Consider the following 16355-nt stretch of genomic DNA (forward strand, 5'->3'; position numbering starts at 1 on the left):
CATTGTGATCAGATCGTCTAGGGCTAAATATTCGAGGCGATTATGATGAAGATGATGGATCCAGAGCAGTGGGCGCAATGTCAATTTGGGCACGCAAACCTCAACGACCCAAGACGTACACAAAGACTTGTTTCACTGGCTACCTCTATTACCCAACAACCCGGAGTTGCCGTGTCCAGACTTCCCTTATCCCCCGCTGAGATGGAAGGGGCCTACCGATTTATCCGCAATGAGAATATTCAAGCCAGTGATATTGCTGAAGCGGGTTTTCAAGCCACCGCGCAGCAAGCTCGAGAGCATGACATCTTGTTAGCACTAGAGGATACCACCTCGCTGACTTACAAGCATGACAGTGTCAGGGAGGAGTTAGGTCATACCAATCAAGGGGATAAAAACCGTGCCATTCTGGCGCATTCAATCTTGCTGTTTTCACCGCAAAGCCAGCAAGTCGTTGGGCTGATTGAGCAACAGCGTTGGACGCGGGATATCACTAAGCGCGGGCAACGCCGCCAACATGCTACTCGCCCTTACGAGGAAAAAGAGAGCTACAAATGGGAACAAGCCTCCGCCAATATGTCTGCCCGTTTAGGCGAGCATATCAACAAGGTGATTTCCGTCTGTGACCGTGAGGCTGATTTGTTTGAATATCTGACCTATAAAACCCAGCACCAACAGCGCTTTGTCGTCCGCTCGATGCAGAGTCGATGCATTCAAGAGCATGCACACAAACTCTATGACTACTCGAACACATTACCGCTTGCAGCGACGAAATCTCTCCTCATTCCTCAGAAAGGCGGAAGGAAAGCCCGGGCGGTGACGCTGGAAATGAGATATGCCCGAGTGACCCTTAAAGCTCCAGCCAACAAACGCACTCAGGCAGACATCCCTCTGTATTACGTCAGTGTCGTAGAGCAAAGTCATCGTGAAGAAAAACTGGCATGGCACTTACTCACCTCCGAACCTATCACATGCTCGAAGGAGGCACTGGAGGTTGTCGGCTATTACGAGCGCCGTTGGTTGATTGAAGATTACCACAAGGTATGGAAAAGCAGTGGCACCGCGGTGGAAGAGCTGAGAATGCAGTGCCGTGAGAATCTGGAGCGTATGAGTGTGATACTGGCTTTTATCGCCACACGCTTACTCCAGCTTCGCTTTATGAAGGTATCCAAAGCGGAAGTGGCAGCACAATGTTGTGAAACGCTATTGGGTCAGAAAGCGTGGAAATTACTTTGGCTGAAAATGGAGGGACGTCCGTTACCTCAACAGGCACCCGATATGCAGTGGGCGTACGAGCGTCTGGCCAGATTAGGGGGTTGGAAAGATACCAAGCGGACAGGTCGAGCTTGTGTAGAGGTATTGTGGGAAGGATGGTTTAGGTTACAAACCATCCTTGAGGGTTACGAATTGGCCATGTCTCTCAATCACGAAGACTTGTGATCAAGAGACAGGCTAAAAGCTGGCTTTTTGTATTAAGCGACTAATTTTAAGCGCGGTTAAAAACTATAGGTCATACCTAACCAGTAACGGCGACCATCTTCAATATAGCCGTACTCATCTTGAGTAATCTCTTTATCGAAGGCGTTATAGATACCTGCGCTGAACTTAATGCTGTCGTTAACGCGATAGTTCGCACCCAAATCTAACAGCGTATAGGACGGCGCAATCAAACTGCTTGAGGAAGGCCCTGTGGTTGGTTGGCTCTCTTCACCACGATAGTTAACCCGCAGCCAAGTGCTTAACTTATCTATCGGCTCATAGTTAACCGACAATTGCACCAGATGTTTAGGTAGCTGGTTCAATGGACTCCCTTTGTAAGCGCCCGTTTTTTGCTCCGAATCGGTATAAGTGTAGTTACCCGTGAGCGCCAAGTTGCTGAGGATTTTATAGTCGATACTCAGCTCAACCCCTTGGGTGACTGCCTCATCGATATTCACATAGGTGGTTGGGTCGGAACCAAACTGATTCGGCCCATCAGTACATTGAGTCGCAGGGCAAGCGACACGGGTGATCTTGTCCTCAAACTCGTTATAGAACACGCCAGCACTGGTGGTGATGGAATCGGTAAGGTCGGTGTAAATCCCTAGCTCATAGTTTACTGAGGTTTCGGGTTGTAAATCCGGATTACCATACATATTGCCGCCTCGGCTCACCTGCCCCCAATCTGGCACGGTTTGCCTTAGGCTCGGTGCCCTAAAGCCCGTCGACACACCGCCTTTTAAGGTAGTGTGCTCGGTCAGCCCCCAAACACCATAAATCCGTGGACTAAGGTGGTCACCAAAGTTTTCATCATCGTCTAAACGCAGGCCCAAGGTTAAGGCAAAATTATCGACAATACGCCATTCATCCTCTGAGAACACCGACCATTGACGGCGACTAATATCGGTTAAGTCACTGACCTGATTGCCAGTTTCATCGGTGAGATCTTGATAATTGAAAGCAGCACCAAAGGTGGCGGTATGGCTTTCACCTAGGGTGGCGATCACACTGGTTTGAGCATCGGTATTCTTGATTTTCATCTTGCGGGACTTGTTATCGTACACTTCGTGCTTGATATAAGTATCCGAGGTGCCAAAGTCCCAACGTCCGGTGTGAGATAGCGAAATCGTGCTGTTTTCATACTCGGTTGTCGACGATGCAGGGCAACCACTGCGGCCACAACTGGCCCCCGGCGCTAATGGCGCAACGGTTTTCCCTAAGGTGCTATCCAACTCTTGGTTGGCGATACCGACTTCCAACATGATGTCATGGTCTTGATTCGGCGTAAGGGCAAATCTGGCGGTGAGATTATCCGCATCACGGCCTCGGTAACCACCGTAGATATTATCTTCTTCACGCTGGGTATATTGGCCGTATAACTGCACGCCGAGCAGATCTTTAATCAAGCCACCGTTCACAAAAAAGTTGCCCTGATACACATTGCCCGAGGCCGACTTTTCCTGCAGCGTGGTGTCGAGGCGCAGTTCCCCCTGCCACTCATTGGGCACTTTACGGGTAATGATGTTGATCACCCCACCAATGGCGTCAGAGCCATAAAGCGATGACATGGGGCCGCGGACAATTTCAATCCTATCGATTGCGGCGAGCGGCGGTGTCCAAGCGCCTTCAACACCAGGACCATCGCTGTTGGTGCGTGTCTCGCGGGAAGACTGACGCTTACCATCGACGAGGATCAGCGTGTATTGGCTGCCCATGCCCCGCAGACTAATGTCCCGACGGTCGGCACCACCAGTCACCACCACGCCAGGCACCTCTAACATTGCGTCGGTTAAATCACGGTAAAAACGAGTATCGAGATCCTCACGGGTAATCACGCTAATCGATGCCGGCGCGTCACGCACTTGCTGCTCAAAGCCCGATGCGGTGACGACAATTCTTTCCATCATCTTGTCTTGATCGAGTACGGCATCCGCCAAAGCCTGAGTGGCTGGTAGCAATAATGCGGCAGAAACTAGCTGTGCGAGGATCTTTTTACGACGTAACAACATAACCAACAAATCTCCCTTGACCGTCTGTAAATGATAATAATTTTCAATACGCCAATGTATCCCTATGTTACAATCGGCTCAAGTTAGACTTTGAGTAATCACTTGTAAGAGTTGCTTAAGAATGAATAGAAATATGGTCAAGGGCATGATCGTGTTTGCCGCCATCGCGGAAAAAGGCTCGATGAGCGCTGCGGCAACACAGCTTAATCTGAGTTCATCGGCGGTGAGCCAACAAGTCGCAAAGCTTGAAATGGATATGGGAATTAGTCTGTTTCACCGTAATACCCGCCACCTGACACTCACAGAGGCGGGCACGTTATTTTATGAAAACTGCATTAAAATCATAAAAATAGTAGAAAGTACTGAACATCAGCTGCATGCATTAAAGGGCACTCCCTCGGGGGAGCTTAAAATCGCCGCGCCAGTCGGTTTTGGTGGTGGTTTACTCAGCCTGCCATTAGCGCACCTGTTGGCGGCTCATCCGCAGATCAGCCTCAATCTGCAATTGCAGGACGGCCCAATTGATATAGTTAATGAAGGAATCGATCTGGCAATTTGCATCGGCCCGCTGTCGGATTCAAACCTTATCGCTCGCCCCTTGGCGGATTGGCGCATGTTGCTGTGTGTGGCTCCGAGCTATATTCCCCAGCATCAGAGCCTGCAACACCCTGACGACTTACAAGGATTCAACCGTATTAGCCATAGCTATGCTAAACCCGAGTTCTTAACCCATTTACAGACTCAAGAGCGAGTCGAACTCTCAGCCCAGCGCATCAACGTCAATAATATGCAGACGCTTATCCAACTCACTCTCGATGGATTGGGCTATGCCGTATTGCCAGAGCCCGAGGTGCATCAATACCTTGCATCTGGCCAACTGGTAACACTTTTACCCGAATGGTCGCTACGCACCTACAGCGTTTATAGCGTGACCTCGGCGCGGGATAAACAGCCCGCCAAGGTGAAAGAAGCCATCACTGCGCTCAGCCATTATTTTAGCCAGATGGATTTTAGCCAGAGCCCAGCATTACTGACTCAACCCAGCGCCAGCGAGCGCACGCCGAGATTAGCCATCCCCGCCTAAGTACTCGTAGGCATGCGTTTCATTTATCAGGTGAGTTAGGGTATGCTGTTTTATCGATTTGATTAAGCAGTAGTAACGCAATGCAAGATGTGGCCTTAGTGTTAGAGGGCGGCGGCCTGAGGGCAATTTATACCGCCGGCGTGTTAGATGCCTTTTTGCAGCAACAATTGCACTTCCCCTATGTGATAGGTGTATCGGCGGGGGCGATTTATCCCGCTTCTTATGTTTCACGCCAATTTGGCCGCAATTTAAAAATTCAGCAGCAATATCTGCGGGATAAGCGCTACATGGGGCTACGCCACTGGTTGGCCACGGGTAATTACGTCAATACCGATTTTACCTATAAGCGCATGGCCTATGAGCTACTGCCTTTTGATTTTAAAACCTTTTTAACCAGTGGAACCGAGTTTAAGGTCGGGGCATTTAATTGCCAGACAGGACAAACCGATTACTTTGGCATGGCCGATTTTCAGGAGCACGACAAATTGCTCGACGTGCTGATCGCCTCCTCTAGCCTGCCTTTTATGGCCAATCCCTATCGGATAAACCACCAAACCTACCTCGATGGCGGTATCGCCGCGCCCATTCCGGTAGCGAAGGCGCAGCAAGAGGGCTATAAGCGGCAGGTGGTGATCCTGACTCAGGACGCAAACTATCGAAAATCGCCGATGAAGTTCAATTGGTTAGCTCGCAAGCGTTATCAAACATATCCAGCAGTGGCCGCTGCGCTCAAAGTACGCCACCAACGTTATAACCACTCCCTCGATGAACTCGCCCAAAGTGTTGCCAGCGGCCATACCTTTGTGATCCGCCCTGCTGCACCACTTAATCTCTCACGACTTGACCGCAATATCGATAAAGTGACCGCCGTATATCACCAAGGACTGGCGGATGGTCAGGCGATTTTGCCCAAATTGCAAGCTTGGCTAAACACTGGGGCAGATATCAGTTAGTGAGCGAAGCGCTGACTTTGTTAATAATCAGCTCCCGTAACCATTTATGGCTGAGATCGTGTTCGAAATGCTTATGCCACATCAGTAAATATGCACCGGGGATCAGTTTAATCGGCGAGGGTAAATACTTAAGATCAAACGACTTCATCACCGCTAAGGCATAACGGGAAGGAGCGCAGAGAATCAAATCGCTTTGCTCACACAGGGCAAGCGCACTCTGGAAGTCGGTCATATTGACCGCAATATCTCGTTTACGCCCTTGGATTTGCAGCACATCGTCTAACAACCAATATTCCAAGCCACCAAAGGCAACCTGTAATTGGCGATAGCTTAAAAAGGTATCGAGATTCCATTCCTGCGATAGTGCAGGATGGTCACTGCGCATCAGACACACTATGTAATCCTGAACCAATTCAACATAATGGATATCGTCCGGAATATGGTTTACATGCATGGGCGAACGTTCATCCCATTCGCGGCAACCTATGGCGAGATCGATATCGCAGCGCATCAATCTTTCCATGGTATCCAGCCGCCAGGTTTGGCAATTGATGCTCACACCGGGCGCCTGCGCCAATAGCGAAGGCATAAAGTGTGGGAACGTCAGCGAATAGGTCGTTTCGACCAGATGCATCCGAAATTGTCTTTGGCTTAAGGCGGGCTCAAAACTATCGGGCCGAGTAAATTGCGCTAATTGCTGTAAGCATTGGCGTAAGTCGGGCGCCAGCGACAACGCCTTGGGCGTCGGCTTTAGCCCGTAGGCGGTGCGCTCGAATAAAGGGTCATCAAACACTTCACGCAGGCGAGTCAATTGCTTACTCACCGCCGACTGACTTAAATGCAGCCGTGCCGCTGCGGCCGTGACACTCTGCTCCTCGAGGAGGATTTCTAGTACGGGCAGTAAGTTTAAGTCTAAGTGTTTTAGCATTTAACCCCTCGCTTTTAAGGGACTCCACCTCAATTTTTGCGGCAACTTCATCAGCAGCAGCGACAGTAAAATCACTAAAATCCCCGCCCACTGCCGCATATCTAAGGTTTCACCCACAATCAATACGCCTAATGATACGGCAACCACGGGATTGACTAAAGCCACCATCCCCATGATTTCTGGCCCTAAATTTCGCATTGACCACAGCCAAGCCCAATAAGCCACCGCGGTATTGGCGGTAGCCAACCAGATTAACGAGGGAACCACATCCATATTCGGTATCTGTGGCGGCCCCGCCATAAACCAAGCCAACGGGATCAACATCAATCCCCCCAAGAGTAATTGCCAAGCGGTCAGCACTAAAAAATCGCCCACATCCCAGCGCTGCATCCAACGGGAAGAAAAGGCAATCAGAGTCGTCGCACTCAACATACACAGGACACCAATCGGGTCGAGATCCGCCGAGGGATTAAGCAATAAAATCACTCCTGCAAGGCCCATCAAACCGAGCAGTAACCACTTCATCCCCGGACGTTTTTTATCGATCAGCCAAGCGAGGATCAAAAAGATTAATGGCAAAGTCGCCCCCAGCGTACCCGCGACGGCGCCGGGTAGCCGATAGGCGCCAATAAACAGCAGCGCAAAGAAGGCGCCAATATTACAAAACGCCAGCAAGCTTAATTTAGACCATGCCAGCGTCGGCAAACGTGGGCGCAGCATCAACAGCAATATGCCCGCAGGCAGCGCGCGCCAAACCGCCACCCAGTAGGGCGACATATCCTGTAAGTAAAGACTCACCAATGCATAGGTAGTCCCCCAAAACACTGGGGCGAGTAACGCAATCACAAACGGCATAATGACTTCTTAAAAAGTATCTTGATATTGAGATATATTACTTTGAGAGAATAAAACAGGCAAGTGCTGAGATAAGGTTAATAGGGAGAAAAGAAAAGGGACTAGCGTTTATGCCGCTGTAGATATGCGCACGCAGAGCTGTGCTTAAGCCTTGTTTGCCGTATAATCGGGCGTCATTTTTTATAGGCGGGCAAGCATGTTCCATATCGCACTCTATGAGCCAGAAATCGCACCCAACACGGGTAATATAATTCGCCTTTGCGCAAACAACGGCAGCCAACTTCATCTAATTGAGCCACTTGGATTTGATTTTGAAGAGAAAAAACTGCGCCGCGCGGGCCTAGACTATGCCGATTTAACCAATGTGACTCGCCATAAAAACTTTGAGGCCTTCCTCGAGGCCATGGCTGGCAAACGCATTATGGCCTGTACTACTAAGGGCAGCCGCCCGCATACTGAACTCAGTTTTGCTAAGGATGACGTGCTGCTATTTGGCCCTGAAACCCGCGGTTTACCTATGTCGATTATCGAGTCGATCCCGACCGAGCAGCGATTACGCATCCCCATGGCGGCCACCAGCCGCAGCCTCAATCTCTCCAATGCCGTGGCGATTATCAGCTACGAAGCTTGGCGTCAGCTCGGATTTGAAGGCGCAATTTAATACGCAGGAGGATTAGGCTGGACTTCACCAGCCAATTTTCCAATCACACAGCCATCCACGCAGAAAGATTGCTTTAACTCAATTCACACCAAGCCAGATACCTTTGCCACTAGGTGTGAGTTGTCATTGTTTCTCCCGTAACACGCCGCAGTTGTATTTAACAGAGTTGTCCCTATAGGCTCGACGACCACACTTTGTGACAATATGCCAGCAATTTCACTGCAACTGACAACGGCTTACATCACTCCGAAAGTAGTCTTATCTCAGCAACTCCCAATCACTATGGGACGATATACCTCGTTTGAAATACCCCATTTTAGAAGGAACTAGCGCAATTTATTACCCCTATGCTGTCCATGCGGCGATTTATGGTTCTTGTTTAAGCCATTTTAAATCGTACAAGTTGTAGGCAAACTGAAAGTGCATTATGTTGTTGATTTAAAATGGGTGGCTAGATTTAATTTCCATCGAGGTATTATTTGAGTAATCGAGCGTTTGAGAGAAATTATATCTTAATCACTTTCATACCAGTATTGATGCCAGGTTTTATTCTTTATTGTCTTATTGAAGGAAATATAGATAAGGCATTAATACTTTTGAGTATTTTTTGCTTTTCTCTGTATTGTTATTCACGTAGTTCAAAGATCATTCGCACTGTAGAGGGGTTCATCTCTAGGATGGTGTGGTGCTGTATTTTGTTATCAGTAACATTAGTTATCGTAGCAATATCTCCTGAAGCTAAAAACGCATTCGCAGGGGCCGTTCTATTTTTGTATGTCCCGAGTTTGCTTATTAGTATTTTTGTGCTCAACAGAAGTCGGCCAGCCAAAGAGCTTAAGGAAAAGCTGAAAATTATTTATAACAAGTACTAACTAAAAATACTTGTCTTTGAATGTCACTCCTACGCTCAGAAGTGAATTTTATGGGTATCCAGCCAAGATCATACAACATACTCAAAACTGCCCGTTCGGGTATAAATTAGTCGGCTTAATAAGATGGCGCGACAGGCGTCATTTCTATCCCACGAAAGAGCTGATAGCGGTCTATATCATCGTCTAAATATTGGATATTTTGCGTCCACTGCCATGCCCCTTGGGGCGATTTAGCTTCGAATAACAGTTGGATTAAGGCGGCGCGCGCATTCACGACTCCCTCGCCCAGCAGGGAATAATCGCCATTTTGTTGATATAAACTAAAGACTTGCTGCTTTTCCTGCGAGACACCGTCGTAGTAGGTTAACAGCACTTGCTCGCCTTGCTCCCTAAACCACCATGTCTCGCTGTAGGGAGCGTGCGTTCCTACACTTACGGAGAGGATCAACTGCCGCTGATCATGGGAACAAAATCCATTGACCGTCACTTGTCTAGGGGTGTCACTTGCCTTAGCAGCATTGCCCTGCCACTGCCCCACCATTTGCGGGCAAAAAGCTTTAAAACTGACCTTAGCGGCTTGCGCAGGAAAGATAGCCAAGCTGCCCAAGGCGAGTATCAATACATTTTTGATCAATAGCTTGCCCAGTTTTTGCGGGATGATTAACGCCATATTCAAGTCCTATTTCGATCTCCCAATACATTAGCGTTAAAACACCTTAGCCACAAATACGCCATAACACTTTGCGCCATACCCAACATACCTTGCCATCAAAATGTCCTCAGTGGTTACAGTTACTTACATAAAAGTCACTCTTGCCACCGATAGACTCAGTTTGATTTCATGCTCAGTTTCTATACTGTGATGTTTTACGGGAAAAATAACGATAACACTCTGAATGATAAGGAGACATCTAGTGAAGAAGGCAGGCATTTTACTGCTTAGCTTACTCATGCCTTTCAGCACGGCATTTGCAGAAGCAAGCAAACCACTCTCAGTCGAATTACTTTGGCAACTCAAACGCATAGGTAACCCAGTGGTGTCCTCCACGGGCGAGCATATTATTGCGCCTGTGACTGAATACGACCTTAAGGAAGACAAGGGTTCAACCCAACTGTGGCGCTTCGACGGTGAAGGTAAAAATAACCGTGCGATTACCGCCAAAGGCTTAAAAGTCAGCGAGCCGGTGTTTTCGCCAGATGGTAAAACCTTGGCTTTTATCAGCGAACGTAACGATGATGACGCGGGCCAAATTTACCTACTACCTATGGATGGTCCGGGAGAAGCCAGCAAGCTCACGGACATTCCCACCGGCGTCAATGGCATCAAGTGGGTTGGCAAGCATTTGTATTTTATTAGCAATATCTTTCCTGAACAGAATTGGGAGCAAATGAAGGCCCAGCTCAAGACAGATAAAGATAATAAAGTCTCCGCCCGCCAGTGGAATGCACTGCCCTATTCGCAGTTCGATCATTGGTTAGATGAGCGCCGTCAGGCCCATGTATTTAGGATCCCAGCCACAGGCGGCGCGGTTGAAGCCGTGACTCAGCCTTTAGGCCATGAACTGCCACGCTCAAGCCAAAGCAGTTCAAGCTATGATATCTCCCCCGATGAGAGCTTAATCGCCTTTAGCGCCTATGGTTCGGATAATCGGGTTGATCCTAAGTTAGATTTGTTCCTCGCCACTATAGGCGGCAGCAAGGCTGAAAACATCACTCCAGAAAACCCCGCGCCGGATCTCAATCCATCCTTTAGTCCTAACGGTAAAACCTTGGCCTTTACTCGCCAAAAAATTACCGGATTTTATGCCGATACCGCAAGGCTAATGCTGCTGGATGTAAGCAGTCGCAAACTCACCACGCTCACCGCGGATTGGGATCGCTCAGTGTCTGACTTCAACTGGACACCCGACAGCAAGGGGTTCTATGCCAGCATTGATGATGCCGCCACTAACCGTATTTACCATATCGATGCCAAGAGCGGTAAGGCCAAGGCCATCACCCAAGCTACCGACTTTAGCCAACCTGCTATCGCTAAAGATGGCCAGTTGATTGCGACCAATCAAAGCTTTTTGTATCCAGCGCGTTTAGTCAGCATCAATCCTCGCAATGGTAAAACCGAGCGTTTAGAACAGTTTAACGATGATATTTTAAAGGATGTCGATTTAGGCACCTATGAGTCGGTCACCTACAAAGGTTACCAAGGCCAAGACATTCAAATGTGGGTGCACTATCCTCCCGGGTTCGACCGCAGCAAAAAGTATCCGCTGTTTATGTTAATCCACGGCGGTCCGCACAACGCCATTAGCGATGGTTTCCACTACCGCTGGAATGCGCAAACCTTTGCCTCTTGGGGTTATGTTACCGCGTGGCCAAACTTCCATGGCTCTAGCGGCTTTGGACAAGAGTTTGCCGATGCCATTAACCCAGATTGGAAAAACAAATCCCTCGAAGACGTACTCAAAGCGGCAGACTGGTTTAAGCAACAAAGCTGGATCGATAGCGATCGTATGGTCGCCGGCGGCGCCAGTTATGGGGGCTACTTAACCTCGATTATTTTAGGCCAGCCACATCCCTTTAAAGCGCTGCTGATCCATGCCGCGGTATACGACATGTATTCACAAATGTCGGCGGACTTTGCCGTCCACAGCACCCGCTTTGGTAACTACTGGGATAATCCTGAGCTGTATAAAGCGATTTCACCCCATTACTTTGCCGCCAACTTTAACACCCCAACCTTAGTCAGCCATGGTCAGCTCGATTACCGTGTGCCTGTCGGCCAAGGTTTTGAGCTATTCCGTACTCTACAAACCCGTAATGTTGAATCGCGGATGATTTATTTCCCCGATGAAAACCATTGGATTATGAAGCCTAACAACTCCATCTATTGGTATAACCAAGTGAAAGATTGGATGGCTCACTACGCTAAGCCAGGTGCGCAATAACGCCTAGAACCTAGAACCTAGAACCTAGAACCTAGAACCTAGAACCTAGAACCTAGAACCTAGAACCTAGAACAGAAAAACAAAAGGTCTGCACTCTGCAGACCTTTTTATTGGGCAAAATAACTAACGCCAGTAGTTATTGACCAAAACCCACCGCATTAATATCGACGGTTTGTACTTGGCCATACTTGGCAGCTATCGGCGCAATCTTGCTGGCGTTGCCGATCAGCACAAACTGTAAGTCCTTTTGCGGGAAGTAAGTTTTCACTAACCTTTGAGTCTCTTCTAAGGTTAAACCGTCCACTTTAGCTTGGAACTCATTGATAAACTTATCATCGAAGCCGTACAGATACATGCCAGATAAGAGTCCTGCCAATTGGCCCGAGGTTTCGAACTTAGGCGGGAACTGACCTTTAACATAGGCTTTAGCCGAATCCAGAGTCGCTTGGTCGACGCCTTTTTCCCATAAACGAGCATAGGTTTTCAGGGCTAAATCAATCGCCTGTTGAGTGGTTTCCGTCTTAGTGAAGGTGCTAATGGTAAACACGCCCGAGTCGGTATAAGGACTAAAGCCGGAGCGCGCGCCATAGGTTAGCCCCGCATTCACCCGCAGCTCATCGTTCAGCCAAGAGGTAAAGCGACCACCTAAAATAGTATTCACTACCGTTAGCCCCACATAGTCAGGGTTATCACGGCTAATGCCTAAACCACCGATAACAAAGGTAGTTTCCATCGCATCTGGCTTATCCACCAGCAGCACTTTGGCCTCAGTTAACTTAGGTAAACCTTGGTTTAAGTCGGGCTGAACGAGTTTTTCGCTGCCTTTCCACTGGCCAAAAGTCTGGGTTAGCTTGGCCTTCATCGCCGCCACATCAAAATCCCCCACCACAGTTAATGCAGTATTGGTGGGCTGATAGTAGCTCTTATGGAAGGCGCGCAGCTGCGACACTGTGACTTGCTCAAGAGACTCGCGATTACCCGATGAGGCATTACCGTAAGGATGAGCACCGAACACCAGTTTATCGAAGTAGCGACCAATCACGGCGCGCGGGCTTTCTTTATCCTGCTGTAAACCCGCAATGGCGCGCTGTTTAAGCTTATCGAACTCGGCCGAATCAAAGTCGGGGCTTAATAACGCGGCGCTGAATAGGCCGAGCATCACATCGGTATCTTTCGCCATAAAATCGGCGGCCAGATAACTGCCTTCTTTATCGGCTTCTGCCCCTAAGCTAGCGCCGAGAAAATCCACTTGTTGCTCAATCTCGGCCTTGGATTTACCCGCCGCGCCAAGGAGTAAACCTTGAGCGGTCATTTGAGCGATACCTGCTGTGGTGTCGTTAACCGCCCCGGCACGCACGACCGCGTTTAGGGTGATTAACGGCACTTCGCGCTGTGGCATTAAATACACGGTAAGGCCGTTATCTAGCACTAACTTGTCGTAACTTGGCATGGCAAAGCTGCCGGTATCGACGCGTTTGGATGCAGTGGTGGAGGCGCAGCCGGATAAGGCTAAGCTAGTGCCTAGGGCCAATGCGACCACTAACTTCGTCGGTTGCCAAGATGATTTGACAAAGGATGATTTTACAAAGGAGAGTTTCATTGCTATCGATTTCATTGAGAGTTCTCCTCGTTTGCCGCCAATACCGCGACCGTGCGATTCGATTTGCGTAAATAGGTTTGGGCAACACGTTGGATATCCGCAGGCGTTACCTTGTTATAGGCCTCTGGCGCATTAAATAACTTGTCGTAACTGCCAAAATACATTTCATAGGTGCCGATAGTGTTGGCCTTACCATTAATGGTTTCCATCGCGCGGTAAAAATCCATCAACTTGATATTTTTAACTTTATCTAGCTCTTGCTGGCTAACGCCATGGGTCGCAATGGCATCGATTTGTTCAATCAGCGCCCGCTCTAGCGTCGATGCTTTCACCTCTGGCGTAGCTACACCCATGACGTAAAAGAGATTGGGATCGACCGACATCGGCATATAGGTTTGCGCTTCTAAGGCCACTTGTTTATCCACCAGCGCTTGATATAAACGCGAGCTATTGCCTTGGCTTAAAATCGAACTTAATAAATCCAGCGCATAAAAATCTGCGTGAGTCGCTGCCGGAATATGGTAAGCCAGCATCACATTAGGCGTACTGACCGAGGCTTTTTGAACAAAGGTACGGCGCTCACCCTTTTGCTCAGGCTCCACGGTACGCACGGCCTTTGGCGGTGTTTGCGCAGGAATAGGCGCAAAGTACTTGTCGGCCAAGGCTTTTACTTGGGCAAGCTTCACATCACCCGCAATCACCACGACCGCATTGTTTGGCGCGTAATAGGTCTTATGGTATTGCACTAAATCTTCCAAGGTCCAAGCGGCGATATCCGATTCATGACCAATCACAGACCAAGAATAGGGATGCGCTAAAAAGGCCACGCCTTTAACTTCGCCTTCAAGGGTATTCCAGTTAGAGTTTTCAAGCCCAGTTGAACGCTCCGACTGCACTACGCCACGTTCGCTTTCCACCATAGCGGGATTGATATCTAAGTTGGCGATACGGTCAGCCTCAAGGTCGAACATGGTTTCCAGCGCATTGGCTGGGAACCAGTCGGTATAAACCGTCATATCCTCTGTGGTGTAGGCATTGTTAGCCCCGCCCGCGGCTTCCATAGTGCGGTCGAACATCTTCGGGCCGTATTTTTTCGAGCCATTAAACATCATATGTTCGAAAAAGTGTGAAATACCGGTAATCCCCGGGACTTCGTTACGGGAACCGACTTTCCAAAATAGATACATGTTGGCATTGGGAATAGAAGAGTCCTCTAGCACCATGATTTTCATGCCGTTATCTAGCGTGAAACTCTTAATATCTTCTGCCGTGGTGGCCTGTGCTTGGCTTAGGGGATTAAAGAGTCCCATCGCCAATACCAGCGCCGATAGCGTGCGCTTCATCTTGTTCGCTCCTTGCTGTAAAAATTCACATAAGAGGGCATATTGATTAACAAATCAAGGGCGAAAAGATCTTCCCGCCCAATTTTTTGTAAGCTCAAGTTATACCGAAAAGCTGACGGAATAAGGCTTAAGCGGTTTATTGCGCCTTCAGTGCCGTAAGGGCAACCTTAGTCATGGCCTCAACACCAACTTTTAACGCGCTTTCATCCACATAAAATGCGGGCGAATGGTTACTGGCCGCCGTTTCAGGATCTGTTCCCTTTGGCGTTACCCCAAGGAAGAAAAACATCCCAGGAGACTCTAGGGCATAGAAGGAAAAGTCCTCGGCACCTGTGATTAATCCTGGCTCAATCAGCATCTTATCGCCGACCACGCTGGCAAGCACGGGGCGCATACTGGCGACCAATTCAGGATTGTTCACCACTACGGGATAACCTTGATGGATTTCGGTTGTCGCGGTGGCGCCTAAGGTTTTTGCCGATAATTCGGCGATTTCGGCCAAGCGCACCTTAATATCGGCACGCATAGGCTGGTCAAAGGTGCGGATGGTGCCAATCAACTCGACTTCATCAGGAATAATATTCGAGCGAATGCCGCCATTGACCGCGCCAAAACTCACCACGGCAGGCGCTTTGGTAATATCCACCTGACGACTGACAATAGTTTGCACATTGGTAATAATTTGCGCCGCGGCCACAATAGGGTCGACACCATTCCACGGACGCGAGCCATGGGTTTGGCGACCTTTCACTTTGATCGTAAAGGAATCTTCACTCGCCATTGCTGGGCCGCTGCGCACCCCAATCATGCCGCTTGGCATACTCGAGGTCACATGCATCCCAAACACTTGGTCGGGTTTACGCTTGGCAAACAGCCCTTGTTTGAGCATTAATTCCGCGCCGCCCTCTTCGCCATCGGGCGCACCTTCTTCAGCAGGCTGGAAGATAAACATCACATCGCCGGCAAGGCTATCCTTCACTTTCACTAAGTTCTCGGCCACGCCCATCAGCATGGCCACATGGGTATCGTGGCCGCAGGCATGCATCACCCCTACGGTTTGACCGCGATAGGTATCTGTCGCTTTAGAGGCAAAGGGCACATCGACGACTTCGGTCACGGGCAAGGCATCCATATCAGCGCGGATCGCAATCAAAGGGCCGGGCTTACCGCCCTTTAACTTTTCGCCTTTCAAGATAGCAACAACCCCGGTATGGGCGATGCCCGTTTGTACTTCTAATCCGAGGGATTTCAGATGCTTTTCGATAATTTTGCTGGTGCGAAACTCGCGATTAGATAGCTCTGGATGCTGGTGTAAATCTCGGCGCCAGTCGAGCACCTTTTGCTCCACACCCGCCGCCAGCTTAGCCGCATCGGGCTGCGCCGCATAGGCAGAACTTAACCCTGCCCCCAGCAAGCTCAAAGTTAGAGCAGAGGCGAGTAAGCTCTTGGTGAATCTTGATGTACTCACACCGAATGAACTCACATAAGGTGCAAAGGATGTGGCGACAGAAGATGTTGATAAAGCGCGCGATACCGAGGATACAGTCATAGCGATAACCTATTGTTGTTTTTATAAGCTATCTAAACTACACGCACATCACAGAATTGTTAATAGATTTAATAGCAAGGCTT

Annotated in this window: 12 protein-coding genes; 5 read left to right on the forward strand and 7 right to left on the reverse strand. The window is 49.1% G+C overall.

The features are described 5' to 3' along the window. Window positions 1-54: 54 nt before the first annotated feature. Window positions 55-1437: an IS4-like element ISUnCu8 family transposase gene (locus FJD32_RS21265; RefSeq protein ID WP_099458551.1), complete on the forward strand. Its 1383-nt coding sequence runs from the start codon at window positions 55-57 to the stop codon at window positions 1435-1437. Window positions 1438-1493: 56 nt separating this feature from the next. On the opposite strand, the gene FJD32_RS21270 is transcribed toward FJD32_RS21265, so the two are convergent. Continuing rightward, the gene (locus FJD32_RS21270; protein WP_099457273.1) at window positions 1494-3485 is read right to left on the reverse strand and encodes a ligand-gated channel protein; all 1992 of its coding nucleotides are present in this window, start codon (window positions 3483-3485) and stop codon (window positions 1494-1496) included. A 121-nt stretch (window positions 3486-3606) separates the two neighbouring features. On the opposite strand from FJD32_RS21270, the gene FJD32_RS21275 reads away from it, so the two are divergent. Both FJD32_RS21275 and FJD32_RS21280 read left to right on the forward strand, forming a co-directional pair. Further along, on the forward strand, window positions 3607-4569 hold the full coding sequence (locus tag FJD32_RS21275) for a LysR family transcriptional regulator (RefSeq protein WP_099457272.1): 963 nt from the start codon (window positions 3607-3609) through the stop codon (window positions 4567-4569). Between the two features lie 80 nt (window positions 4570-4649). Further along, entirely contained in the window at window positions 4650-5522 is an 873-nt protein-coding gene (locus tag FJD32_RS21280) for a patatin family protein (RefSeq protein ID WP_099457271.1), read from the forward strand. Here the strand turns inward: FJD32_RS21280 and FJD32_RS21285 are convergent. Both FJD32_RS21285 and FJD32_RS21290 read right to left on the reverse strand, forming a co-directional pair. Beyond that, window positions 5515-6450, reverse strand: coding sequence for a LysR family transcriptional regulator (locus tag FJD32_RS21285; protein ID WP_037423506.1), 936 nt, complete (start codon window positions 6448-6450; stop codon window positions 5515-5517). The two genes, FJD32_RS21280 and FJD32_RS21285, sit on opposite strands and share 8 nt — an antisense overlap. Continuing rightward, on the reverse strand, window positions 6451-7305 hold the full coding sequence (locus FJD32_RS21290; RefSeq protein ID WP_037423508.1) for an EamA family transporter: 855 nt from the start codon (window positions 7303-7305) through the stop codon (window positions 6451-6453). It lies immediately after the preceding gene. A gap of 196 nt (window positions 7306-7501) precedes the next feature. Here FJD32_RS21290 and trmL point away from each other — a divergent pair, with 196 nt between their 5' ends. Then, window positions 7502-7966 (forward strand): tRNA (uridine(34)/cytosine(34)/5-carboxymethylaminomethyluridine(34)-2'-O)-methyltransferase TrmL, encoded by a 465-nt coding sequence (gene trmL, locus FJD32_RS21295; protein ID WP_099457270.1) that lies wholly within the window; start codon window positions 7502-7504, stop codon window positions 7964-7966. A gap of 987 nt (window positions 7967-8953) precedes the next feature. Here the strand turns inward: trmL and FJD32_RS21300 are convergent. Then, complete coding sequence (locus FJD32_RS21300; protein ID WP_099457269.1) at window positions 8954-9508, reverse strand: hypothetical protein; 555 nt, start codon at window positions 9506-9508, stop codon at window positions 8954-8956. Window positions 9509-9752: 244 nt separating this feature from the next. Here FJD32_RS21300 and FJD32_RS21305 point away from each other — a divergent pair, with 244 nt between their 5' ends. Continuing rightward, on the forward strand, window positions 9753-11780 hold the full coding sequence (locus tag FJD32_RS21305) for a S9 family peptidase (RefSeq protein WP_099457268.1): 2028 nt from the start codon (window positions 9753-9755) through the stop codon (window positions 11778-11780). Window positions 11781-11916: 136 nt separating this feature from the next. Here the strand turns inward: FJD32_RS21305 and FJD32_RS21310 are convergent, their stop codons facing one another. From FJD32_RS21310 to FJD32_RS21320, 3 genes are all read right to left on the reverse strand, one after another. Continuing rightward, the gene (locus FJD32_RS21310) at window positions 11917-13395 is read right to left on the reverse strand and encodes a pitrilysin family protein (RefSeq protein WP_055647311.1); all 1479 of its coding nucleotides are present in this window, start codon (window positions 13393-13395) and stop codon (window positions 11917-11919) included. Further along, on the reverse strand, window positions 13392-14723 hold the full coding sequence (locus tag FJD32_RS21315) for a pitrilysin family protein (protein WP_037423533.1): 1332 nt from the start codon (window positions 14721-14723) through the stop codon (window positions 13392-13394). The genes FJD32_RS21310 and FJD32_RS21315 overlap by 4 nt, the downstream gene beginning before the upstream one ends. Window positions 14724-14859: 136 nt before the next feature. Beyond that, window positions 14860-16272 carry an amidohydrolase gene (locus FJD32_RS21320; RefSeq protein ID WP_055647310.1) on the reverse strand — a complete coding sequence of 471 codons (1413 nt, stop codon included), beginning with the start codon at window positions 16270-16272 and terminating at the stop codon, window positions 14860-14862. Between the last annotated feature and the right edge of the window lie 83 nt (window positions 16273-16355).

The sequence above is a fragment of the Shewanella sp. LC6 genome, from assembly GCF_006385735.2.
GTDB classification, from domain to species: Bacteria; Pseudomonadota; Gammaproteobacteria; order Enterobacterales; family Shewanellaceae; genus Shewanella; species Shewanella xiamenensis.